Raw genomic sequence first — 23916 nt, forward strand, 5'->3', positions numbered from 1 at the left:
GTATCTGTTCGTTCTTAGGTGCTAAGCTCTTAGGCGCTTGTCAGAATAATCGGTTTGCCTTTGGTGACCACAATCGTATGTTCGTACTGGGCAACACGGCTGTTGTCCGCCACACTGAGCGTCCATCCATCCGACTGCTGCTCTACAAAATCCGCACCCGTAGACAGGAATGGCTCTATCGTGATGACCTGTCCTTCCTTCAGCACCGTCGTTACCCGCGGATTATAGAACGGCAGGATTTCATAGGGCTTCTCATGCAACGATTTGCCGATACCGTGGCTGCACAGATTGCGCACAACCTTATAGCCGCGCTTGTGTGCCTCCGACTCCATAACCCTGCCGATCTCGTTCACCTTCATTCCCGCTCTGAGGTGATTAATCACGCTCATCATGGTTTCCTCCGTACTCCGGCAGAGATGGACCAGCTTCTCATTATAAGGAGGCAGTTGAAAAGATACTCCGGCGTCCCCGTAGTACCCGTTCAGCTCGGCCGAGACATCAATATTGATTAAATCGCCGGCCTGGATCACCCGTTGACCCGGGATTCCGTGTGCCACCTCTTCATTAACGCTGATGCAGGTGGTTCCGGGAAAGTTATAGGTTACCTTAGGGGCAGATTTCGCGCCAAAATGGTTCAGAATCCTCGCGCCCACTTCGTCCAGCTCTGCAGTCGTCATTCCGGGAACTACACTTTTCCTCATCTCGGCGATGGTGTGGCCTACCACTTTACCGGCTGCCTTCAGTCCTTGCAAATCCTGCAGTGTCTCGCTCGTCATCCTGTTCACATTCCTCTCGTATCTGTTGATTCTCCGGCAACTTCCTGAAAAGCGGCTCCGTCCCAGAGGTATGAAGTCTCAACCTGCCTGCCAACAGAGTTGTCATAATGATCCGCCCGGAAACCGCCTTCGACTGTCTCCAGCTTGACCGAATACCGGTCAGGACTACTGATAAACAGCCCGGATGCCGCCCCCTTAATCTGCAGCTCCTGGATCGAATGATCCGGCTTCACTATAAACAGCTTGAACAATGATCCGTTCGAAGAACCATATTGGCCAACCGTAAAATCGGGATTACCGTCTCCGTTGTAATCAGCGAACTGAATCTGGAACAAATCGCCGAAGCTCAATTCTTCGTTGAAATGCCGGCTCAGCGCGAACGTGCCCAGTGCTGCGCCCTGTTCATCCGTAATGGCCAGCCGGAATTGCCCGCTCCAGCTCCGTCCAGCCAGCGGGGAAGGGCTGGACCAATCCTCGCTGTACCTGCCTTTCAGCAGCTGCAGGTTCAGAAATTCCTTGTTTCCTGTGACCGGGAATAAATCATTGCGTGAGACCGTTACCGGACCTTGAGTTACCACCGATGCCTCATCCGCTTCGGACTTCGCCGCTGCTGGACTTCCGCCGCTGAAGATCAGCCTGCGCAGCTTATCGGCATTCTTGGCGGAGACTGTATAGCCTGTCCCGCTGCGCTCAGCGGACAGCAGCAGACCGGTGTTCCCCTCCTGCTCGCCCAGACCCAGAATAAATTCTTCTGTATAGCCGTCCCCGTACACCAGCTTCATGCGGAAATCCGCATCGTAATCCAGCTCTCCCGCAATACGCTTGCTTGTATTCATGGCAGAAGCCATCGTCTTCATGAACTCGCCGTCTTTGAAAATCCTGGACTCAAAGGGAGCCGTCTCCGCTTGGCTCTCTATAGAGTTATAGGTCAAATCAATTTCAGAAATCCATCTTGAATTAATGTAGCCGAAAGCATTCTGGCAGCCGCTTAATAGAACAACCAGAAGAACAGGCAGAATCAGCAGTAGCCGCCTTATGGGTTCCACCTCCACATCCTTATGTATGATACAAGTATAACAGCCTTCTTAAGCAGAGTGAAATTCACGGATCTCCCGCTTCCGTTCAGAAGGCAACCTATCCGCCCCGGCGTATGCCAAAAACCGGTCCGCTTGATACGCAGGAACCGGTCTGAGCAGCAAACTCAATATGTTGGGAGTAGTCTGCTATTTTCCGCTTTAGCTTATAGCCCCTACAGCCTTCATCCAGGCTTCTGCAATCAGCGCATGGCCGGCAGGTGAAGGATGTACGCCATCCCCGGCCCAGAAGGCAGGCTCGGCCTTAACCGATGCGGCGGCGAACAGTCCGTCCAGCGGGACCAATACAGCGCCATATTCACGGGCCAGCTCACGGACCACATGAATTTTCGGGTCCAGGTCCTTACGCCAGCCCTTACGGTCTTCCGGCACCGGCAGTACGAACGGCTCAACCAGCACCAGCTTGGCATCCAGGCTCTGCTTGGTGCGTTCAATCAGATCACGGTAGGAAGCCTCGAACTCAGCTGCAGTAGTCTCCTGCCCGGAATCGAACCAGCGCCAGGTATCATTAACACCGATATAAATCGACACCCAGGTCGGCTTAAGCTCCAGACAATCCCGGTCCCAGCGCTCCTGCAGATCCACGGCGCGGTTGCCGCTGATGCCGCGGTTGATGAAGGTAAGGTTCTTCTCCGGATACTGCAGCCCAAGACGAGCGCCCGCCATCAGCGCGTAACCTACACCAAGTGATGAAGCGTCTGCGTAATTGCGGCCGCAATCCGTGATACTATCACCCTGGAACAGGATGATATCGTTCTTTTGAAATGGCATGCCTGAAATCCTCCTATGAAAACATCTGTAATGGTATAAACATCAACATTATAACAAATAGATTTTCCTGCGAATACGTTTTCATTACATATTTACGGAGTAAATCTGTTCACGGCTCTAATCGCTTCATGCAGGGCAGTATTCAGGTTGCCTTCTGTGGGCTTCTCGGTTGATTGCTGATAATCTCCAGTACTGTGAAGGTTCTTGTGAAGACGCTGATATCAGTATTTAAGCCCGTTGGAATGAGCTTGTATCATCCCTATAATTTCATCAATGACGAGCCCGGGCTGGTCATGATGGATATAATGACCGCTACCCGGCGCAATCAGCTGTCTGCTGGCCGCAGATAATTCCAGGAACTCCGCCTGGCTCTTCTGCTCAATCTCCAGTATCGCGTGTGCCGGCCAGTCTGATCCATCCTCATCCGCAAGCCCCCTGGTTATCACCGACAGCGGAACCTGGCTTGGCATGGAACCCCGGGCAGCAGAGATCTGCTTATAGCTCTGCATCTTATCGATCTGCTCCCTATTGAGCGAAGGGTTCAGCAGGTACGCCCGGTTCGCAGCGATATGCTGCGGGGGCAGCACCTGCTCATAAGTAAGCTCCTTATATTCGCCTGCAGCATCTATCAGTACAATTCCCGCAGTCCGCTCAGGATAGCAGCAAGCGAAGAGTCTGGCTACCAGACCGCCAAAGGAATGACCGACCAGAATGTAAGGGGCTTTAATATCCAGCAGTGCAAGCAGCCGGTACAGCTCCTCCACCAGATCCTGGCAGGAGCGCGGCCCCGGCACTCCCGGGCTTGTCCCGGTACCGGGTCTGTCATAAGCGAGGGTTGAGGCATACTGCCCAATATTCTCCTGGACACCGCTCCAGGAATCGCAACCATCCCCTAATCCGGAAATAAAGATGACAGCAGGCGCACGGTATGCAGAATATTTATAATACAATCCGCGGCCCTGCCCGTCCGTTTGAACCTCCATCCAATTGCAGATAAACCCGTTCTGAATCATCTTCTCCTCCTAGTGCTGCGCAAAAAGTTCATATAAAGGATGTATGCCTCATTCAGGATAAAGGTCCTTCCAGTAATTTACTATGTAATTTCACACAGCTCTCCTTTCACCGTCCGAATTCATGAAAAATCCCCTTCAACTGCCTGCCGGCGGTTAAAGGGGATGATCTGCCGCATGGAAGCGGCCTGCAATAGGTATAGATGGTTAGGAGAGAATTAATAGGCCAGACTGAACAACCCGTGAATATGGGTCAAATACCGGATATTGCTTGCTTCCTTCATCAGCGTTGCCGGCAGACCCTTCAGCGGTGTGGAATTGCCGCCGACAATCGCTACTCCGTCTCTGCGTCCCAGACTGGCAAGTGTCCCGGAATTCACCGGACTGAAGGTCTCGGAGGCTTTATCATTCAGGTAAGCGTAAAGGTTATAACCGATCAGTTCACCCATCTGCCAGGCGATTTGTGCCGTTGGCGGATACGGACGGCCGTCCGGTGCGAACACAACCGCACTGTCACCGGCTACAAATACATTCTGGTGTGAAGTGGATTGCAGGAACTCATTCACGGTTGCGCGGCCGCGGTTCACTTCAAGCCCGGACTCACCGATCAGCGGGTTGCCCTGCACGCCGCCGGTCCAGACGAAGGTATTCGCCACAATCTGGCGGCCGTCCTTCAGATCAATGGTATTGCCTGCTACATTTGTAACAGGAAGACCTGTCAGGAACTGAACTCCCCGTTTCTCGAGGCTGGTTGTAGCGCGCTCAATCAGATGATCCGGCAGAACCGGAAGAATCTTCGGGCCGGCTTCTACGAGCAGCAGCTGGATCTCAGCCGGATTCACTCCATATTTCTTAGTCAGCTTGGGCAGTACATCGGCAATTTCACCTACAAGCTCAACACCTGTCAAGCCGCCCCCGCCGATCAGGATGGTTGCATCGGCCGCATTGCCGCTTTTGGCATATTCACGAATCCGGTCTTCAATATGTCCGTGAATCCGCAGTGCATCCGCCGCCGATTTCAGCACCATGCTGTACTGTTCAAGTCCCGGAATGCCGAAATAAGCCGTCGTGCTGCCCAGACCGACAACAAGAGCATCATAAGTCAGCATTACACCATCCGAGAGGATGATTTGCTTGTTCTCCACCGAGAACGAATTAACCTTGGCAATCTTGAGATCGATATCCTTACCGGCGAACAGCTTGGCAAGCGGCATGGCAACCGCCTGTTCAGAAGCACTTCCTGCTGCAAGGCGGTGTAGTTCGGTAATGATCTGGTGTGTCGGATACTGATTAACCACTGTAACTCTGGCTTCAGCTTTGCTCATATATTTGCGCACGGTTAGCGCACTCAATAAGCCGCCGTAACCTGCACCTAGAATAACTATGTGTTTTGACATCATATTTCCTCCATCCCTACGATTAAGAATTGAACAATAATTACTTACCGGATTGGCGTTCGCCGCTGACCTGCAGGTATGCATTCATGAAACGGAGCACGTTTTGTACCTGCGGGTCCTTGATCATTTTCATCATGCCAAACAGGCTGATGGTTTCACTGCTTGCATCCGCGCGGTCTTTCGCTTCAATAACCGTAGCCGCCAGATTCTTGACAGAGCCTACCACAGGACCCGCCATCTCTTTGATTGCGCCTACCGTATCATTTTTCAATACTTCATCCGTTGCAACCGACTGTACGAAATCGACCGATTTGGTTAATACATTCACCAGTTGGGTAATCTGCGGCAGCTGCTCCACCAGAAGAATCAGGGATTCCTGAACTTCCGGCTTCAGAAGCTGATTCAGCAAATCCTCTTGGGGAAGGCCTGCTGCGGGTATTTCTTGTTCCAAAGGGGTTTGGGTAATGGTTTCTGACATATTGAAGTCTCCTTTACAATGGCATTGCTGCTTAAAAGTATTCATCCACTGAAACTATGTGACTATTATAACATTCCGGTTGTAATAAATGTCACAATGTTTTTGGCTTTATAGCCTTATTTTGTGATTAAAATCACTTCTTTTCTCGCTTTTTCAAAATTTATCGACTATTTGAACTAAAATTCACAATTTACTGTTGTTTAATCATTGACGTACGCTTGTAGTTGTGATATTTTAAGCAAGTAACTTATTGTAACCTTATTTATTAATATCAGCTATTGATTTTTACTAACCAACATACATATTCCAATGGAGGTCATTATTTATGAGTACTTTTTCAGAATTGGTTCAGTCCCGCAGATCGGCTATGAATTTCGTTGAAGGGGTGCAAATCCCACAGAATGAGCTGGAGGAGATGTTCTCACTGGCCCGCCTGGCTCCATCGGCCTTCAACCTGCAGCACGCCCACTACAAAGTCATCAGCGATGACACTGTGAAGGAAGAAATCCGTAAAGGTGCTTACGGTCAATACAAAATCCACACCGCCTCGGCTGTCATCGTCGTGCTGGGTGACAAAAACGCCTACCAGCAGGCTCCAGAAATCTATAGCGGACTTAAAATGCTGGGAGCCATGAGCGAAGAGGATTATGACCGCACCATTCAGTCTATTAATGATTCTTACACCGGAAAAGACGCTTTCCAGCGGGATGAAGCAATCCGCAATGCTTCCTTGTCAGCTATGCAGTTCATGCTGATTGCCAAAGACAAGGGCTGGGATACCTGCCCGATGATCGGTTTTGATCCGGAGGCGGTGAAAGCTACTCTCGGGCTCAGCGACAACTTCGTTCCGGTAATGCTGATTACGATCGGCAAAGACAACAAGCACAAAATTAGACCGCGCGGCTACCGCAAGCCGGTTAATGAGTTCGTTGAATTTATCTGAGCCTACCCCCGGTCCAGCGAAGTCCCTGTTTAATAGTTGACAGCAAAAAGGTCTTCCGGCAGCTTAACCGGAAGACCTTTTTGCTGTGATTTTATAAGATAAAGCTTCAGTCTGATGTTCATTTGGCATAATGCAATATAGCCGCTGCCGCGCGTTCCCGCCGCTCCGCATCGGGACTGTGCAGGGCAGCCTTCAGAACAGCCAGCGCCTCAGCTATTGTGGCTTCATCCACACGGGCCGGGGAATGAGCAGTCTCCATATCGCCAGCCGAAGAATCTGCAAGCCACAAATCCATTCTTGCTGCAGGCAGCACCCCTGAATAGCGGGTAACCTCCTGATCCGAAGCAAGCAGTGCTTGTACTGCAGAATTCACAGCTGTACGGGGCAGACTCTTCAGCCAGGTTACTCCGCGCCGGTGCGCAGTTCCGCCCTCCACACTCTCCTGCCGGGCATCATAGAAATAATCACCCAGATCGCCAAGGTATACCCATTCCTCATCCGCAATCAGCACATAATCCCCGTCCTGCATCACGTTGACGAACGTGTCTAAACTGCTGAGAGCTTCTTCCAGCACCTGCTCCTGATAAGCTCCGGATGCAACCAGCGTGCTGCGGATATCCTCTCTCCCGCTGGACTCCAGATTTCCAATAACGGGATCTCCCGCACATACATAATTATCCTCCAGAAAAGACTTGATTAACCTGCTGCGGGTTCCGTCAAGCCTCACTCCAAACAAACTCATCCTTTTCTTCCTCCTTCAAATGCCCGGATAGCTGAACCGCAACATAACAATCAGTAAATTATACAGCAAACGGCAACGCTTTTGCCGTCCATTTTATAAGACAGCACTGTTCCAGGGCACCAAATTTGCCCTGCAGGTGAATCAAGCTAGAGATTGTGAAGCTACCTGCGGACAAATCATGCTGAGCTAAGAAGCTTGGCAATTGCACTGTTCCTCACCTGAGCTTGGCTGGAGATTAGCAGGAGATTGGCTGAAGCATCACGGGCTCATGAACTCATCAGCTGGTGAGGAGGACTGAGATTCCGTTATTGGCGAAGAAATGGCGAATTCGCAGGACATTCGGACTTAGATTCCGTTAATGTCCTGAAGCGCCTTGTTGTAGCGCTTAAAAGAACAGGATAAAGGATTCACTCAGTCCGCATCCTCCTGATCATGAGGCTTTTTGGAGAAATAAGGGCTTCTCAGTCCACTTCAGCAAGAAATCTGCTTCGATATACCAGCAGCCAGTCAGCGGATTGACACAGCCGATAGCCGTTCAGAGTATTTAGCCCTCCTCGCAGCGACTGGGTTACATTGGATCAAGTTTAGAGTGAATGACTATTGTTCGGAATCCTCCTAAAAAACTAAGGATAAGGAAGCATAATAGCGCTTACATGATCTTACAGTGAAAAATAACCGCAAATTTAAAGTATTCGCCTTTTTACGGCTACTGCATATCACGGTATAATACAGGTATCAACTCAAGGAACCATACACTGCGGTAAGAACGCATGCGGGGGCAGAATCTCCGGCAGTCCTCTTAAGCAGCTGTACTCCCTGAGCTTGAGACTATATCTTTGATCCTGGCGTTACAGCTTTCAATCCATCCCTACACGAAATGGTATGAGCTTCTTAAAGCTCAAAAGCCCACAATCAATCCTATCGTGATCAGCGGATGAATTAGAGAAGATTTAACGGGCAGGATAGGCAAATTGACTGCCGCCTCGGACGATTTCTACCCGGCTGAGTACAAAGGATAGGATAAGGAGTCTGAGAAGAACATGGGTATAGTGGTTATAATATAAACCTCTATTGTTGATGAAGTTATCAATAATAGAGGTTTATATGTGTTATAGGGGGATTTATTTTAGTTATAGCGGGACAAGCATGCAGCTGACCCTGGCATAGGCCGCTTTAGCGCAGGCCTTCGGCAACTTTAAGCAGAGTCTCTTTGGATACATCCGGTGATTCTGTGCTTACTTCATGCAGAATGTTCCATTCGTTATTCTCCCCTAGCTCGATCCACTGGATATAAGCATAATAGTTGTTTTGGTTCCCATAAGCTTCTTTATTCACAATATATAAAGCATCTAAAGCTCCAACCTTCATCTCCTCAACCGTAGTAGCCGCTGCAAAATTTGCTGTGAGCTGCGCTTCCGGTCCGCTAGGCGTATACTTAACCACAATTGCATCACTTTTCCCTCTTGGACCCTCATATATGAGCTGCGGGCTTACAGTCTTAGCTATTCTATTAGGAGTGTTGAAGCTCTTGATCCAGGCATAATCCTCACCGGGCTTGACCCTTTTCGAGAGGACATTGGTGTATTTCTTTACCCAGGACTCGTCTATAATCCCAATCTGACTGTCAGATCTCGCTTCGGCAAAATAATATCCTTCCGGCAGACTGCTTGGCACAGCCAGCTTTCCGGTAATTGGCTCGATGACCTCCTTCCAGCTCTCTATATCGGAGAACAGCTGCGGACAGTTCACCTTAAGCAGGTCATATCCCCCATTGGGCAGTGACACGTACAGGAAGGCGGATTCATTCACAGCCAGTTTAGTCTGAATGTCTTCAACAAGCAGCTTCACGTGCTCACCGTGTTCATCGGATTCAGTATAGTCCGAATGAACGATCACCTTTATTCCAGTAGAACCATATGTAACGGCCCATAACCTTTCCGCACCATAAACCACGCCTCCGAACAGCATCAGGCCGCAGAGAACAACCGCTATCCTTGCAGTGCCACGCATATGTCTTTTGGTTTTCCGTTCGTTTTGGAATTTGAAGTACTGATCAAAGCTTGCGGAAATCTGTGTCTCCAGCTGTTCCGGCATTACTGTATTCTGCTTAAAGCTGGCAAACTCCCGTTTCAATTGACTTTCGACAGGCATGTGTAGTCCCCCTTCATCTCATCTTCCTCTGTGAATACGGCATGCTGCCGCAGCTTGCGCATTGCCTTGTGATGCCTGGATTTAGCGGTACCCAGCGGTATCTCCAGGGCAGAGGCTATCTCCTCAAAGCTGCATTCCCCATAGTAGCGAAGGACAACAACACTGCGCAGTTTAGGGGGAAGCCCAGCCACCAGCTGAAGCAGCTCTCCCCGCTGTTCCTGCTCAAGGAGCGGTGTATCCGCTCCCGGCAGCAACAACTCTGTTGCATTCTCCCTGCTGCGGATCTGGATGCGCAGCCTGCGCCAGCTCCTCCGGCTCCAGTTGCTGCATTGCCGTACAATCATTCCGTTCAGCCATGCCCCAAAAGGCCGATTCCTGTCATACTGCGGCAGACTACGGAACAATTCGATGTAGATTTCATTCACTACATCAGCCACATCGCCCTGCCGGTCAACAAGCAGACAGACTGTCCCGTACACCTGGTGCCTGATGCTGTCATGCAGCGCAGTGAAAGCATCCTTGTCTCCTTCTTTCAGCCTTTGCAGACAGCCATGCAGCTCTTCCTCAGTCATCCGTCTCTCTCCTCTCTGTCTTGGTTTTCACTCTATATTGGTCCGCTGCGGGACAATGGTTCCCTTTGAGTACAATAAATTCAATCCTTACACAAAAAAAGCCGGCCGCCCATGAGTTTCGTCATGAATTGCCGGATGTGGAAGTAAAGTATAGTTGTCAAAAACGGTTCTTATCAGCTCTATTCTACATATGCACAGGTATCCCCAATTCCCGCTTCAGGAATTGATAGACTTGTAAGTTCGCCCCCCTCAGCGGGTAATCAGCTATTCTGCAGGCGATTCCGCAGCTCATATCAACTCCCGGCCCTGATAGTCTCCTGACCACTGTACCAGACGGAAGAGTCTGTAAGGTAATCTCAGGTACAAAAGCCATCCCAATACCGTTCTCCACATAGAATTTCAAGGCGGACATACTGCCGATTTCCATGGTGTTCAGCGGGGGACCGGCTGCTTCCTGCAAAATACTCTCCAGCTTCTTACGGTAAGGACAATCCGCAGCCGTAATGAGCAGACGGTGTCCGCGAAGCAGGTCCGCAGTAATCTCCTTCTCCGTCTCCAGAGGATGACCTTCGGGCAGCAGCAGCACGAACTCCTCGGTGAAAAGCGGCTCGAAATACAGCTCCGTCCCAAGCTGCGGGGCGGAGCACAGAATCATGTCGAGTTCTCCCCGGAGGAGCCGCCCGCTGAGAGCCGCTGTTCCGGCAATCTCTACTGAAAGTACGATCCGGGGAAACTGTTCCATGAATATGCGCAAAAGCTGCGGCAGCCGGTAACTCGCAGTCGGATCGGTTACACCGATCCGGACGCTCCCTGCTCCGCCCGACTGCAGATCAGCCAGACTGCTCTGCAGCCGCTCCATGTCTTTCACAATCTGCAGGCTCTGCTCATGGAACAGCCTCCCGGCTTCCGTCAGGATCACCTGCTGTTTGCCGCGCTCCAGCAGCTGAACGCCCAGTTGAGCCTCAAGCTTCTGGATCTGCATTGTAACCGTAGACTGGGCATAGCTAAGCTCTTCGGCTGCACGGTTAAAGCTTCCTGTGCTCACAATGGCCTGAAAGGTTTTTAAAGTTTTGAAATCCATTTGCGCTAACCTCTTTCCAGTAAGACTCCCGTTTTCCGCCGTCCTATCGTTCTTCATTGCATTTTCTACAAGTACTTCATACAATTGATTTCCTCATTTCTGCTCACATTCACCGATTTCACAGAATTCTACTGTACAGAGTGCAATAGGGAATGGCGAATAGCATTCAGCCTCCCTGAGCTTGAGGATGTTTCATTTCAGAGTCCATTGACCATCTTCTGTTGAAGTCCCTCTAGTTCGCTCGATATAGTTCAATATTATTGAACTAATCCTTCATTTCATTCAATTATACAAAACCAGGCAAACTGAATACAATTGTACTCAGGATATTCAATAACAATAAGAAGTCGGGAGCGGATAAGGATGGATCTGAAGGGTAAAGTAGCGATAGTGACAGGCGGAGGAACAGGTATCGGGCGGGCAACCAGCCTTCAGCTTGCCGGGCAAGGCGTAAAGGTTGCCGTGAATTATTCCCGTTCAGAAGCGGAAGCCCGGGAAACGGTTGACATGATCATAGCGCAGGGCGGGCAGGCCATTGCTGTACAAGCCGATGTGTCCGCAGATGCCGAGGTACGGGCAATGGTAGAACAAGTAGTACAGACCTACGGCACTGTAAATCTGCTGGTGAATAATGCCAGTATTACGCAGCATATTCCTATGAATGATCTGGAGGCAGTCACCTCCGAGGTGTGGGATGAATTATACGGCGTGAATGTCAAAGGCATGTTCTTCTGTGCCCGGGCAGCCGCCCCGTATATGAAAAGCAGCGGGCAAGGGGCCATCGTCAATCTCGGCAGTATTGCCGGAAATACGGGTGCCGGTTCGTCACTTCCTTACGCGGTGTCCAAAGCGGCTGTTCACGGTCTGACCCGGTCGCTGGCCAAGGCTCTCGCCCCTGACATCCGGGTCAACTGCGTTGCCCCTGGAGCCGTAGCGACACGCTGGTGGGCGGGCCGGGAAGCGCAGATGCACAAGCTCGCACCGAACCTGCTGCTGCAGAGCATTGCCGCGCCGGAAGATATCGCCCGTTTCATCTGCTCCGCGCTCGCTCAGGAAGCCATGACCGGGCAGATTATTACCGTCGACAGCGGGCAGACTTTATAGCCGCTAGAGCGCTGGCAGATTCATTCTACACGCAGCAAGCAGCCCCCTTCTCCGCAATAATGCGGAGAGGGGGCTGTCTGTTCAAAGCTGTTCAAGACTCTGCTACTCTACTCACTTGAAACCCTAATCAAGAAGGTTCATTCCCCCATACCAGGCTGCCGGAGATATAGGCCGGAATATTGGCCCAGTCGGCATAAGCCGTACCTGCTGCGTTAAAGGAATAATCTCCGGTCTGGGTATAATTGCTCCAATCCGACTTGGACGCCCGCAGCTGAATATCTATGCTCTCCCCGGCCGCAAGGGAGCCTGCAGCACTTGTAAATCCAAGCTCCAAGTAATAATCGGCTCCGGTCTTGGCAGCCGGAAGCTTCACAAACGTCCCGGTCACATTCGCGCTTCCCACCTGTGACCAGTCGCAGAAGAAGCTCTGGGTCTGCTCACCGTCAATAGTGTAGAAGTATCTGAGCTTCACATCGACCAGTGAAACTGCGGTGGTGCCGGTATTCATCAGCTTAATCTTCGGGCTCAGCGTATTGGCCGCAGCCGCTGTGCTGCTGTTGTACATCTGAACTTTAAAGCCGCCGGCGGACGGTGCCGTTGTATCCACTACTGCAACAGCCAAGGTCTGCGCCGCTCCGGCGCTGAAATTGAAGCTCAGCGTTGTCGTACCCACAGCCTGCGCTGCCAGATATGCTTTGCTGATCGTCACTGCCGAACCGCTCACAGTGTAATCCGTTCCGGCGGTCAACGTTGCCTCGCCGTTCTTAATGCTGCTTAACGTGTTCCCGTTCAGCGTCACCGTCACAGCGATATCCGCCTGATTCGCCGTCTTCTTATCGAAGCCGGCGCTGACCGGTATGATCGCAGAATTGCTGGCCGGTGCTGTTGTATCCACTACCGCAACAGCCAAGGTCTGCGCCGCTCCGGCGCTGAAATTGAAGCTCAGCGTTGTCGTACCCGCCGCCTGCGCGGCCAGATATGCCTTGCTGATCGTGACAACTGAGCCGCTTACACTATAATCCGTTCCCGCGGTCAACGTTGCCGCGCCGTTCTTAATCGTGCTTAACGTGTTCCCGTTCAGCGTCACCGTCACGGCGATGTCCGCCTGATTCGCCGTCTTCTTGTCGAAGCTGGCGCTGACCGGCGTGATCGCAGAATTGCTGGCCGGCGTTGTCGTGTCCACTACCGCAACAGCCAAGGTCTGCGCCGCTCCGGCGCTGAAATTGAAGCTCAGCGTTGTCGTGCCCACCGCCTGCACTGCCAGGTATGCTTTCTTGATCGTGACTGTCGATCCGCTCACACTATAATCCGTTCCGGCGGTCAACGTAGCCGAACCGTTCTTAATCGAGGTTAGTGTGTTCCCGTTCAGCGTCACCGTCACGTTGATATCCGCCTGATTCGCCGTCTTCTTATCGAAGCTGGCACTGACCGGTGTAATTGTTGAGCCTGCCGCCGGCGGGTTCACCGGATCAGCGTATAAAGTGCCCCGGCCATTGGTTCCCAGATATACGCGTCCGTAGATGCGCGGATCTCCAGTGATGGCCATGTTGATTTTGGCATACTGATGGGCATTGTCATTGATCCGTACCCAGCTGGCCCCGGCATTATCAGACCGGAAGACCCCTCTCACACCGTCGATCTGAGCTACTGTATAGAGTGCCATGTAGCTCTGGCCCGGCGCTGCCTTGCCGAACCCGATGAGGTCAGCTTCATCAACATTGGCCAGCTTGGTGAAGCTTGCGCCTGAATTGACAGAGTGCCATAAGCCATATTTGTTCTCAACCGTATTGCCGCCGGCAAACCAGATATCGCCTTCGATGCCCGGCATGGCTTTGATGCTGATCTGGGCCTGATTCGGCTGAAGATTACCGACATTATTGGTCGGGAAGCCTGTTGCTCCCGTAGCCGTGAACGTTGCTCCGCCATCCGTACTGACGTAGAAGGTTCCCGCATAGAAGGCATAGAACTTATTCGCATTCACCCGGTCCGAAGCAATCTTGGCCCCGGCAGGCACACCGCTGCTGGCTGTCCAGGAATTGCCGGTCGACTTGGAATAGTACACGCCAATATCCGAGGTGCTCCACAGAATAGAGTTGCCGCTCGCGGATACAGCTACCTGGCCTTGCCCGGCAGTCGTCTTAGTCCCGTTCGAGGGCTCTGCATTCGGCATATACCAGTTCGTGCCGCCGTCATTGGAGATCCCGACCGACATCATGCTTGGGGACTTCTCCTTGTCCGCACCGCCAACACGTACTACATAGGCTGGGCTTAACTCAGCATAATCGATGCCGGTTGTGGTTGCCCAGGAAGGACTTGTCTGGAACTTCACCGGTGCTGCAGTGACATCATCATACCGGAAGCCGGACACATCCCCGAGTGCAGTAATCAGGTGTGCTCCTGCTGGAGCGCTGATCAGCCCCAGCACTGCAGTCTCTTCCACTCCCTTCGCCATCACGGAAATATTGACTTTCCCGCCGGTATCCCAGGCGCCTAAATTATTTGAACCATAGATGGTCGCACCCGTACCGTACATCATCCGGTTGGAGTTGAACGGATCAATCTCCAGATCCCCCATCATCCAGCCCAGCTTGGGCGAGGGATCAAGGGAGGTGGAAGTTACTCCATGGTCAAGCCATGGGGCAGCTGTGATATCCATTGCGAACTTATAGGTACGTTCCGGATAATTACCCCAATCCCAAATCCGGCTCCAGGTTGCCCCGCCGTTGGTGCTGCGGAAGATGACTTCATCCGGCCACCAGGCATTCAGACTGGAGACCATCACGGTGTCAGGATGCTGCGCATCAACGGCAAGTCCGCCGAATCCGTACCAGTTATCGGTTCCCGTAGACGGACTGATATTCGTCCACACCCCGCTTGTTTTGTTCCATTTCCAGACCTCGCCTTTACTGCCGTCATACGGCCCAACGCCATTGCTGTAGGTAATATACAGATCACCTGTAGAAGACAGAACACCATGATGCGGCAGATAACCTACAGGCTGGCCGGGCAGTGCACTCCAGGTTGCTCCCCCGTCCGTGCTGCGGTAGACACTGCTTGCCGTATCCGCTACTCCCACATAAATCGTCTGGGTGGCATTCCCGGAGGTGCCTGTGCTTTTATCAAAAGTAATCCAGGATAATCCTACAAGATCATTGCCGTAATCAAGCGTCGGATTCTGAATGTACGTCCCCACATTAGGGAAGGAGCTGACCTTGGACCAAGTGACCCCGGAGTCGGTGCTCTTCCACAGACCGTTCCCGCTCCGCGCCCCGAAGAACAGGATGCTGTTCTTATTCGGGTCAATCACAAGCCGTTCGCCGGCCGAACGTCCGGGCATGTTACCGCCAACCTTGAACGGCAGCGGCGTTGTCTGCCACGTATTTCCCCGGTCGCTGGAGCGCATGATTTGTCCATTATCATCCCACGAGTTTGTGTAGGTGCCGGTAGCCATATACACCTTGTCCGGATTCACCGGATCGGTTGCCAGCGCATCTACGCCATTCTTGTTCCAGTCCACCCAGCCGACAGCATCGCTGATCGATGTCCAGCTGCCGGATGTCTGATTCCAGCGGTAGGCACCGCCGATATCCGTCCGCGCATAGATCAGATTCGGCTCAGTCTGGTTAAAAATAATACCCGGAACAAACCCTCCGCCTGCACCGGTAACCACACTGTTCCAGTTGTAGGCTTCACTTGCTGCGGCATGAGTTACTGCGGGAGAAACGGTAAACAATGAGCAGGGCATTGCAGCCAGCAGGACAACCATTCCCATTCTTCGGATACGTTTTCGAATCACGGTTCTAACCTCCCAGGTTCTTTCTTTGATAACGCTTTCATTATAGAGCGCTGACAACCTGTACAGTGAGGGAAAACGGTCGAATCCATAAGAAAACTGTCAGCAATCATCGTACCATTTTCACACTTTTTATTACTATTTTAACAATAAAAGGCTCTAATGGAATGTCATCCAAAAGAACCCCTATTTCTAATGCTTCAGAACAAACTCATCCAGCTTGTTGCCAGAGGTATCATATGCCTGATAGATCAGGGTATCCCCGCTAACCGTGATTCCGGCGAACATCGGCTTATTATTCTGGAAATGAACCTTATGGTAGAACTGGTCTTCCTTCTTCTCGTTGAATTTGGCCCCGGAGGCGTTAGTCACCACATAGACCGTTCCGCCTGTTGTAACATTGCCACCATCACTCTCAGGCACGATTTCACCGGCGCGCAGCGGATAAGAACGGGAATACTCATGATTATGTCCCTGCAGCACAAGATCCACCTTGTATTTGTCAAAAATCCCCGTCCAGTCCTCCACCTTACTGTACATGTTCCCGCCATACGCCGGACGGTGCATCGCTACAATTGTCCACGGCTTATCCGTACCTGCAAGGTCCTTCTTCAGCCATTCAGCCTGCTTCTTCAGATTACTCTCTGTATTCAGCACAGTCACATGAACCGGGCCGTAATCGAAGGAATAGGAAGTGCCGGCGATCGAACCCTTGGCCCCGTTATCCGGCAGATTGAAATGTGAGGTAAACAGCTCCGCCTCTTCAGCAATCTCGTCATGGTTACCGGTCACAGGCATGAGGGGCACACTGGCCACCCTGTTCTGAACATAGCCAAAAAAGCTGTTCCATGCCGCACTATCCTCCGGATCTTCAGTAAAATCACCATTATGCACAATAAACTCTGCTGCCGGGAAGGTCTTGAATGCCTGTTCCAGGGTGTTGCCCCAGATTGCGAAATCCGCATCTGTTACTCCCTGGGAGTCCGTAACGTTGATAAAGGTCACCTGACCGCTGTCCGCTTCCGCAGTGCTGAACTCATACGCAAGGCTCCACTCCTGTTCCTCCCCGCTGCCAACCCGGTAAGTGTAGCGTGTTCCCGGCTCCAGTCCGGTAATCTCGGCTTTGTGCACGCCTGCTGTACCCTGATCCGTCTTGATCACAGTATTGGCTGCCTGAACCCTAATGACCCCATCTCCGGTAAAATCAGCCGCCCCGCCTTTCACTGCCTCAAGCCAACCGTCTGCTCCGGGGTCCCCGGTGTACCAGGTAAAGGCGCGGCTGGTGGCCGCATCACCCTTAAACGTACTGACCAAATCGTAGAGTACACCCGAGAATTCAGATCCTCCCCCTGCGGCCCGCTCCGATTTGAGCCGCTCCACGCCAAGCGCCAGTATGATCAACACAACGACTATAATTCCGATGATAATGAATGTTTTCAAGTCTTTCATGTGCTCCCTCCGCCCGCAGCTTCAAGCTTGCAATCTCTCTGAACCCGCCGGTCGATCTGTTCTGTTTATGTATTCTAGGGTAGCCCCAGTGGCAGCAGGAAGTCAAATTCCCGGCCCGGAATAACCTTACATTTCGTGACATTTGTAAACGCAGTGTAAAAATATTCAGCTGACGTTCAGTTCAATTTAAGAAAATCATAAGGTCGGTCCCTTAGAATTGGGTCAGCGGCCAGATCACGCAAGAACTTAGAGAGAGAAATGAGGTGTGAGATGAACAAGAAGCTGCAATTCCGGCACGAGCTGAAATTCTTCATTTGCTATCATCAATATCTTATCATCCGGCTGCGGCTCCAGAGCCTAATGGATACAGACCAGAATGCTGACGAGAGCGGGGAATACCATATCCGCAGCCTGTATTTTGATGATGTGAACAATACGGCGTTGTCCGACAAGCTCGGAGGCCTGCGTGAACGTGCCAAATACCGCATACGTATCTACAATGTGCAGGACGATGTCATTCATTTTGAGAAAAAAATCAAGATGGACGATTATATCGCCAAAATCAAAGAACCGCTGACGCGGGACATGTACGATGAGATTATGGCCGGCAACTATGAGGTGCTGAATGTACCGGATAAACCGCTGTTTATGGAGCTCTACCATCAGATGCGGCACAACCTGCTGCGCCCGAAGGTGATCGTCGATTATGTCCGCGAGCCTTATGTATGCCATAACGGCAACGTGCGGATTACTTTTGACAAGGAATTGCGCACGGGACTGCATGCGGTGGATATATTCAGCAAGGAGCTACAGCCGATCCGGGCGCTTGACGGGAGCTTTATTATTTTCGAGGTCAAATTCGATGAATACCTGCCCGATTATATCCGGATTGCCCTGCAGCTTGAGGGTCTGAACCGGCAGTCCGCTTCTAAATACATCATTTGCCGGAAGTTTCTAAAAACCAACACTTGGGAGGATTATTGATATGAGCATCACAGCAAGTCTGGCTGCAGCCGCAGCACAGGGCGCGAACGACACGGCAACTACCTTTTCCGATATGATCAAAAGCTCGGTGACCGACAACTTCGTTTCCGACATCCGCATTTCCAAAATACTGATTACGCCTCGATGTCGATGACGCTCTTGGCTATATTGCCCTGAACGCAGTGACCGGCAATATGGACAGTTATCTCGGCAGCAACAAGCAGAATTACTACCTGTATGAAGATGACGGCATCTTCTCCATCCTGCCGTGGGACTACAACATGGCCTTCGGCGGCATGGGCGGCTCGGATGTGCTGATTGACGAGCCTACCCAGGGCACACTCGCCGAGCGGCCGTTGGTTGCGAAGCTGCTGGCAAATGAGACCTACTTAGCGAAGTATCACGAGATCGTCCGCAGCATGCTGAGCGGCTACCTGAAGGATGAAACCTTCCAGACCCGGATCAACGAGCTGGACGCCATGATCGCAAGTTAAGTGAAGGCCGATCCTTCTGCCTTCTATACGTTCGAGCAGTATGAGAGCGGCATCGAGTCCGTGAAGACGTTCATGTCGACCATGGCGAGCACCGTCACGCAGCAGCTCGACGGCACTATTCCCGCTACCAATGACGGCAACGGCAGTGGTGGCGGGATTGGCGGCGGCGCTGGCGGCGGGCGCGGCGGTGGATTTGGCGCGGCGGCTGGCGGCGCGGCGCAGGGGCGCGGCGCAGGGGCGCGGCGCAGGGGCAGGCCGGCGCAGCGGCTGGCGGCGCGGCGCAAGGGCAGGCTGGTGCGGCGGCCGGTGAAGCCGCGCAGGGCGGTGCGCCGCAGGGCCAAGCGGTGCAAGGTGGGCAGACCGGCCAAGGCGTTCCCGGCGGTGAGCCGGGCGCTATGGGCGGTCCAGCCATGCCCGGGGGCGGCTACGGCCCCGGTGGCGGTGGTATGGGCTTCGCCGGCGGCATAGGCGGCGGAGGTTTCGGCGGTGGCGGCATGGGCGGCGACTTCGGCGGCCAGGGCAATACACCGCAGCAGCAAGGTAGTACCAGCGAAGCTGTTACTACCGGCGTAGCTATTGTTTTGCTTTTACTGGCCGCGGTATTTGTTAGCTTATATAAGCGGAAGCGGCTATAGACTCTAATCTCTCATAATTCTGCTTAATCAGGACCACCCGTCCAACGGGTGGTTTGCTCTAGGGGTATAACCCCTTGTTGCCAAACTGCGCCTAAAGACGCTAGCCTGACCACACATTTGTTCAGGCTCAGTGTAATTTGTCATCTTCACTCACCCGTTAAACGGGCTTATTTCTTTTTGTTCCTTTTGTCACTGAATGGATCTTCGTATTCTTTTACGCTCAATTTATCTATGGCTTGGTCATGTGCTTCTTGTTCACGGATGTATTTGGCTACCGTGGCTTCATTTAAACCCACCGTGCTCACATAGTACCCTTCCGCCCAAAATTTTCGATTCCCATACTTATACTTTAACCCCGCATGCTTTTCAAAGATCATGAGCGAACTTTTTCCCTTCAGATATCCCATGAACGTGGACACGGCGATCTTCGGCGGTATCGCTACTAACATGTGCACGTGATCTGGCATCATGTGTCCCTCTATGATCTCGACCCCTTTGTATTTACATAAACGCTTGAAGATTTCGATTAAATCTTTCCTCACTTGATTATATATTTCTTTCCGTCTATACTTCGGGGTGAACACGATATGGTATTTGCACATCCACTTCGTGTGAGCTAGACTATAGCTCTTGTTTGCCATCTTTGACCATTCCTTTCCTTTGAGCCTGAACATCTCAATTCTATCGGAATGGTCTTGGTGGTCAAACCCTCGTCCCCTCCACCCGCATAGCGGGTGGTTTTTTGTTTCGCGCGTTTCACGCACTCAACTGGCTAAAGCCATAAAATTAAACTGGCCCGGACGTTAACCGTCCAGGCTAGTTTCTTTTTCTGCATTTATTTTATTAATACTCTCTCGAATGAAACTACCGTTTCCCGTTAACAAAATATATATCACCATTATGATAAAATTCAATAACGTAATAGGATGGTGCATAAATAAAAGTATCAGGGCTAACTGCAAGTACGTGAAAATTTCTTATGTATCCCTTCACACAACACAGCGCTTAAATGCCAAAAATCACTATAAATCTTTTCGAATATTTTGGAAACTACGGCCTTTTCCATAACCATTGAACTTGGATGAGGTTCCCATTTAGTACGACTAATGCAAGTGACCTTAACAAGATTTGTATCCTCCTTGAATAGGAGCCGTCTTTCAATTCCCTGTTCGTAGAAATCTAATTCAAAGGAGTATATACCCGCTCTTGTTTTCCCTAATATATCAGGAACTTGTTCAATAACAGTACATAGATCCGTTCTACAATCAACAGGCCAATTATCTTGCCCAAAACCACCAACAACGAAAGCTACAGATTGTGAAATTTCAAATGCTTTGCATATACACATTAGAATAGCCACTTCATCATCAAGTTCTAAATCAGATATTAAGTATTCTGTTTCAGGTATACTTTCCAACGGCTTCTCAAATGTTAACTCCATCTTAAAGATATTATATCAGCCCTTCATATTGAATTAATTTATATGAAATCGTATAATTATCGCCTCTAAGCACCTCAATCAGAACCATAATAAAAACACCTTACTAAAATTGTTCACAGCTTATTTGTTCCACTTGTAAATTCTTTAAAACCGGCAAAATACGTTCCAAATACCAACTAAAATCAGTAATATCTATATCATCTTTTGCATTAATTTTCTTTCTTGCTATTGATAAACTAAACATCATTTGATTTGTATTAAAGATAAGTAACTCACATCCAACATCAGAATCTACCCGCATTAACTCAATTCCAACAATCTCTTTTTGATCCTGCTTTTTTTTCAAGATATCGAAGAAGCTGTCTCTATTAAGTACACTAGATGTCCAATTATAATCGTCATCATCACCCAAAGGCAGTATAGTAATCTCCCCATTACTTTTTACATATGTCCAACCTTCATTTTCAAAATTCTGAAACAAATCCGGTAGCGATAAGCATTCACAACTATGATTGCTCAAACTTATATTTATAGAGGCTGAGATTGACATGAATCCCCTGTCCTTTCCCGTATCTTACGCGTATTTTTTATTCTTAATATAAACTTCTTCTAATTTCAGCTATTTTCGAATGATAAAACGCATTATTATGACTATTGAAATACTCTTTGTATCTTCTATAAAAATGTTCTGCCCCATTTAATAGAGCATGAATAAATTCTTCACTGGGAAGTTTGAAGTGTCCGTATTTCCCATCTCCAACTTTCAATTCCATATAATAAGAATTCACTTTTATCATTTCAAATTTTATGGGCTGATCAGGAAAAAGAAAGTCCCCTTTTCCCATTTGCAAATATTCTTCTAACGCATTCATTAAATAGTCCCACAAACAATTTACCGAGTCCCACAAGTTATAATCCAGAACGATTTTGTAGTTCCATTCGATCACAATAGCACCATCCAGATATCTAAGATCAAATTTGTGGATGTACTTTTCAATTTCAATTTCATTGTCCATATGAATAAAATATTTGTTGGGTTCATCCATAAAGTTGCCGGGCAATATTAAATCGGGTTTCTTTAAATACGTTTCAACTTTCATAACTTCCTCCCACGAACTATTAATAGGGGTAACTTAGATATATAAAAAAGAAACCATAAGCAGCAATTACCACCTGTAGTTCTGAGTGTTTCATTATTGAAAATATTCTATAAGCTTATCATCATCAACAGTCTTAATAGACTCCAAATACTTCTGCTCATATAACTTCTTCACAACAAATTCTATAGCTTCTTTAGTTACTTCCTTTACTATAATCAAATTAGGTTCGACTGAGTAATACCCGTAACTCTCTGACTCCAATTCAAAATCCTGTTTAAGACGCACGATATCATAAACCTTTATATTAAATAAATCGTTCAATATCATAACATAAACATCATTTCGATAACCTTTGTTAGAAGCCTCAAATTCTGCAAGTTCCGTATCCTCTAAATAAAACACACTAATACTATTCGCACTAGTCATCCTCTTCAACCCCACCAAAGGAAAGAATATGTATATTAAGCCCTAATCCTAAAATCGATATTTTCTTCATCATTTCCGTCGTAAGCTGCAAGCCCATTTGGCCATAATCCGATCTCAAGTAACAATCAATTCCAACATCTTTATATAGACCTGTTAACTCATTAATTTCTTTAAAGTTTGAAGTTAAATCATTCAGTAAAAGCTCAAATGCTTCTTCCGGTTCAACATGTTCAGAGATTATCACTTCATATCGCCAAATATCAAAGGGAGCCTGACTCACTGCTCCTTTTCTGATGGCCTGCCCCTTCTTCTGGATTGAAGTTGGTCTAATTGCTAACCTTCTAGTAATGTCATCAAAATCTATAGTTTCATTACGTATTATGAAAGAACAACTACCATTCATCTTCAAAATAAGGAACTCCTTTTAAAATCCGATAATTTCCCATAATCTCTATAGAGATCATTTTATTGGTTCTTAAAGACCCATTGATTCCGGATAAACTGTGCTAAAAACTTACTCTAACAAATTGTCCATATCATCACTACTACCCTGAAAAATGTTTTCTAAAAAATAAACAGACAATTCATTTCACCTCGCCTTATTCAGCATTTAAAATCTCATCATTTATTCCCTTAATTTCTGCTAACATCTTATTCATTCTATCCATGTCAAAAGCACCTGTTCTTTTACCTGATAGAAAATAAAGTTTCATCCAATAAGCATCATCCTCTGCAAAGGCCTCAATAGCTTTCCGGATATTATCTTCCGTTAGGCTTCTTACAATAATATCTGGGGGAGACGGTGGCACATAATCAAGCCCTTCCTTGTCCATATACCAATAATAATTTTGGGGTGTAGCCACAACCATAGTGTATGTAACATCATCCTCTAGCTCTACGAAGACATCAATATTGTCGTTTTCTATATTTTCTATACTTGAAAGATAAGTTGGAAATGTTATGTTAACTATTTTCATAATGAACCTCCTACTTAAATATTCAACAGATGCTTGCATTATCTTTCAATTCGGTATTATCATTAGACTTTTCTTCTCATTTTCACAGTACGGAGCATAGTAATCTTATGTATGTAATGTAATTAATTAGCGGTTGCTTCATCATTAATAAGTTATATTTTTATCTTTACTGTCCAAAGTCATTTCTATATACTCCTCGTACCAATCTATACGCTGCGCTTTAATTAGTGAGAGTGCTTCATTTAAAGCACTCCCTTTAAGCCAGAATAGCTTTTCAAAGTTGATTCTCCTTTTCCTCAGCCAGATTTGCCCAAGTGATTCTCCGCAACTTGCAGCAATCATTCCATCGAACTCCATATTATTTGACACTTGTATTAGAAGATCAATCGTTCTTTCATCCTCGAAATTATTTCCAAGATGAATCACTGCATCGTCTTTTTCTGAATCACTTGAATTAGGGTCCAGCAGTATTTCAATTAACAAAGTTTTATTCACCTT

The 23916-nt window shown here is 49.1% G+C and carries 26 protein-coding genes; 6 read left to right on the forward strand and 20 right to left on the reverse strand.

What is annotated here, in order from left to right; translation table 11 throughout:
- Positions 1-29 precede the first annotated feature (29 nt).
- The 6 genes from map to NSU14_RS17505 all read right to left on the reverse strand — a co-directional run bounded on the left by map (position 30) and on the right by NSU14_RS17505 (position 5526).
- Positions 30-776 carry a type I methionyl aminopeptidase gene (gene map, locus NSU14_RS17480; protein WP_042136234.1) on the reverse strand — a complete coding sequence of 249 codons (747 nt, stop codon included), beginning with the start codon at positions 774-776 and terminating at the stop codon, positions 30-32.
- 5 nt (positions 777-781) lie between these two features.
- A complete protein-coding gene (locus NSU14_RS17485) occupies positions 782-1822 on the reverse strand; it encodes a hypothetical protein (RefSeq protein ID WP_340946469.1) in 1041 nt (346 codons plus the stop codon).
- Positions 1823-2011: 189 nt separating this feature from the next.
- Positions 2012-2641, reverse strand: a complete 630-nt coding sequence (locus tag NSU14_RS17490) for an SGNH/GDSL hydrolase family protein (RefSeq protein ID WP_042136230.1) — start codon at positions 2639-2641, stop codon at positions 2012-2014.
- A gap of 221 nt (positions 2642-2862) precedes the next feature.
- Entirely contained in the window at positions 2863-3624 is a 762-nt protein-coding gene (locus NSU14_RS17495) for an alpha/beta fold hydrolase (RefSeq protein ID WP_340946470.1), read from the reverse strand.
- Between the two features lie 245 nt (positions 3625-3869).
- Complete coding sequence (locus NSU14_RS17500) at positions 3870-5048, reverse strand: NAD(P)/FAD-dependent oxidoreductase (protein WP_042136228.1); 1179 nt, start codon at positions 5046-5048, stop codon at positions 3870-3872.
- A 40-nt stretch (positions 5049-5088) separates the two neighbouring features.
- Complete coding sequence (locus NSU14_RS17505; protein ID WP_042136226.1) at positions 5089-5526, reverse strand: DUF1641 domain-containing protein; 438 nt, start codon at positions 5524-5526, stop codon at positions 5089-5091.
- A gap of 325 nt (positions 5527-5851) precedes the next feature.
- Between NSU14_RS17505 and NSU14_RS17510 the strand changes: the two genes are divergently transcribed.
- Positions 5852-6469 carry a nitroreductase family protein gene (locus tag NSU14_RS17510; protein ID WP_076245312.1) on the forward strand — a complete coding sequence of 206 codons (618 nt, stop codon included), beginning with the start codon at positions 5852-5854 and terminating at the stop codon, positions 6467-6469.
- A gap of 118 nt (positions 6470-6587) precedes the next feature.
- Here NSU14_RS17510 and NSU14_RS17515 read toward each other — a convergent pair whose 3' ends face one another.
- The 4 genes from NSU14_RS17515 to NSU14_RS17530 form a co-directional block, all read right to left on the reverse strand.
- On the reverse strand, positions 6588-7211 hold the full coding sequence (locus tag NSU14_RS17515) for a hypothetical protein (RefSeq protein WP_340946472.1): 624 nt from the start codon (positions 7209-7211) through the stop codon (positions 6588-6590).
- A 1173-nt stretch (positions 7212-8384) separates the two neighbouring features.
- On the reverse strand, positions 8385-9362 hold the full coding sequence (locus NSU14_RS17520) for a hypothetical protein (protein ID WP_340946474.1): 978 nt from the start codon (positions 9360-9362) through the stop codon (positions 8385-8387).
- Positions 9341-9934 carry a sigma-70 family RNA polymerase sigma factor gene (locus NSU14_RS17525; RefSeq protein ID WP_340946476.1) on the reverse strand — a complete coding sequence of 198 codons (594 nt, stop codon included), beginning with the start codon at positions 9932-9934 and terminating at the stop codon, positions 9341-9343. Before NSU14_RS17525 ends, NSU14_RS17520 begins: the two co-directional genes overlap by 22 nt.
- A 184-nt stretch (positions 9935-10118) precedes the next feature.
- Positions 10119-11015 carry a LysR family transcriptional regulator gene (locus NSU14_RS17530; RefSeq protein WP_340946478.1) on the reverse strand — a complete coding sequence of 299 codons (897 nt, stop codon included), beginning with the start codon at positions 11013-11015 and terminating at the stop codon, positions 10119-10121.
- Between the two features lie 363 nt (positions 11016-11378).
- Here NSU14_RS17530 and NSU14_RS17535 point away from each other — a divergent pair, with 363 nt between their 5' ends.
- Positions 11379-12119 carry an SDR family NAD(P)-dependent oxidoreductase gene (locus NSU14_RS17535; RefSeq protein WP_340946480.1) on the forward strand — a complete coding sequence of 247 codons (741 nt, stop codon included), beginning with the start codon at positions 11379-11381 and terminating at the stop codon, positions 12117-12119.
- A gap of 127 nt (positions 12120-12246) precedes the next feature.
- Here NSU14_RS17535 and NSU14_RS17540 read toward each other — a convergent pair whose 3' ends face one another.
- A complete protein-coding gene (locus NSU14_RS17540) occupies positions 12247-15912 on the reverse strand; it encodes a X2-like carbohydrate binding domain-containing protein (RefSeq protein ID WP_445670095.1) in 3666 nt (1221 codons plus the stop codon).
- Positions 15913-16104: 192 nt separating this feature from the next.
- A complete protein-coding gene (locus tag NSU14_RS17545) occupies positions 16105-17361 on the reverse strand; it encodes a purple acid phosphatase family protein (RefSeq protein ID WP_340946482.1) in 1257 nt (418 codons plus the stop codon).
- Between the two features lie 270 nt (positions 17362-17631).
- Between NSU14_RS17545 and NSU14_RS17550 the strand changes: the two genes are divergently transcribed.
- The 4 genes from NSU14_RS17550 to NSU14_RS17565 all read left to right on the forward strand — a co-directional run bounded on the left by NSU14_RS17550 (position 17632) and on the right by NSU14_RS17565 (position 19474).
- Positions 17632-18345, forward strand: coding sequence for a polyphosphate polymerase domain-containing protein (locus NSU14_RS17550; protein WP_076245296.1), 714 nt, complete (start codon positions 17632-17634; stop codon positions 18343-18345).
- A gap of 1 nt (position 18346) precedes the next feature.
- Entirely contained in the window at positions 18347-18499 is a 153-nt protein-coding gene (locus NSU14_RS17555) for a hypothetical protein (RefSeq protein ID WP_179093548.1), read from the forward strand.
- Positions 18500-18539: 40 nt separating this feature from the next.
- Positions 18540-18839: a CotH kinase family protein gene (locus NSU14_RS17560; RefSeq protein WP_339303266.1), complete on the forward strand. Its 300-nt coding sequence runs from the start codon at positions 18540-18542 to the stop codon at positions 18837-18839.
- A gap of 344 nt (positions 18840-19183) precedes the next feature.
- Positions 19184-19474, forward strand: a complete 291-nt coding sequence (locus tag NSU14_RS17565; protein WP_179093545.1) for a hypothetical protein — start codon at positions 19184-19186, stop codon at positions 19472-19474.
- A 167-nt stretch (positions 19475-19641) separates the two neighbouring features.
- Here NSU14_RS17565 and tnpA read toward each other — a convergent pair whose 3' ends face one another.
- From tnpA to NSU14_RS17605, 8 genes are all read right to left on the reverse strand, one after another.
- The gene (gene tnpA, locus NSU14_RS17570; protein ID WP_054940740.1) at positions 19642-20115 is read right to left on the reverse strand and encodes an IS200/IS605 family transposase; all 474 of its coding nucleotides are present in this window, start codon (positions 20113-20115) and stop codon (positions 19642-19644) included.
- A gap of 311 nt (positions 20116-20426) precedes the next feature.
- Positions 20427-20915, reverse strand: coding sequence for a hypothetical protein (locus NSU14_RS17575; RefSeq protein WP_052421822.1), 489 nt, complete (start codon positions 20913-20915; stop codon positions 20427-20429).
- A gap of 103 nt (positions 20916-21018) precedes the next feature.
- Complete coding sequence (locus NSU14_RS17580) at positions 21019-21465, reverse strand: hypothetical protein (RefSeq protein WP_042136210.1); 447 nt, start codon at positions 21463-21465, stop codon at positions 21019-21021.
- Between the two features lie 43 nt (positions 21466-21508).
- Positions 21509-22015: a hypothetical protein gene (locus NSU14_RS17585; protein WP_052421821.1), complete on the reverse strand. Its 507-nt coding sequence runs from the start codon at positions 22013-22015 to the stop codon at positions 21509-21511.
- A gap of 93 nt (positions 22016-22108) precedes the next feature.
- On the reverse strand, positions 22109-22441 hold the full coding sequence (locus tag NSU14_RS17590; protein WP_042136209.1) for a hypothetical protein: 333 nt from the start codon (positions 22439-22441) through the stop codon (positions 22109-22111).
- Complete coding sequence (locus NSU14_RS17595; RefSeq protein ID WP_231575417.1) at positions 22434-22844, reverse strand: DUF4279 domain-containing protein; 411 nt, start codon at positions 22842-22844, stop codon at positions 22434-22436. Before NSU14_RS17595 ends, NSU14_RS17590 begins: the two co-directional genes overlap by 8 nt.
- 196 nt (positions 22845-23040) lie before the next feature.
- Positions 23041-23418, reverse strand: a complete 378-nt coding sequence (locus tag NSU14_RS17600) for a hypothetical protein (protein ID WP_076245278.1) — start codon at positions 23416-23418, stop codon at positions 23041-23043.
- A gap of 144 nt (positions 23419-23562) precedes the next feature.
- The gene (locus NSU14_RS17605; RefSeq protein ID WP_076245275.1) at positions 23563-23913 is read right to left on the reverse strand and encodes a hypothetical protein; all 351 of its coding nucleotides are present in this window, start codon (positions 23911-23913) and stop codon (positions 23563-23565) included.
- Positions 23914-23916 lie beyond the last annotated feature (3 nt).

This window comes from Paenibacillus sp. FSL R10-2771 (assembly GCF_038000205.1).
Classification (GTDB): Bacteria; Bacillota; Bacilli; order Paenibacillales; family Paenibacillaceae; genus Paenibacillus_AQ; species Paenibacillus_AQ phytohabitans.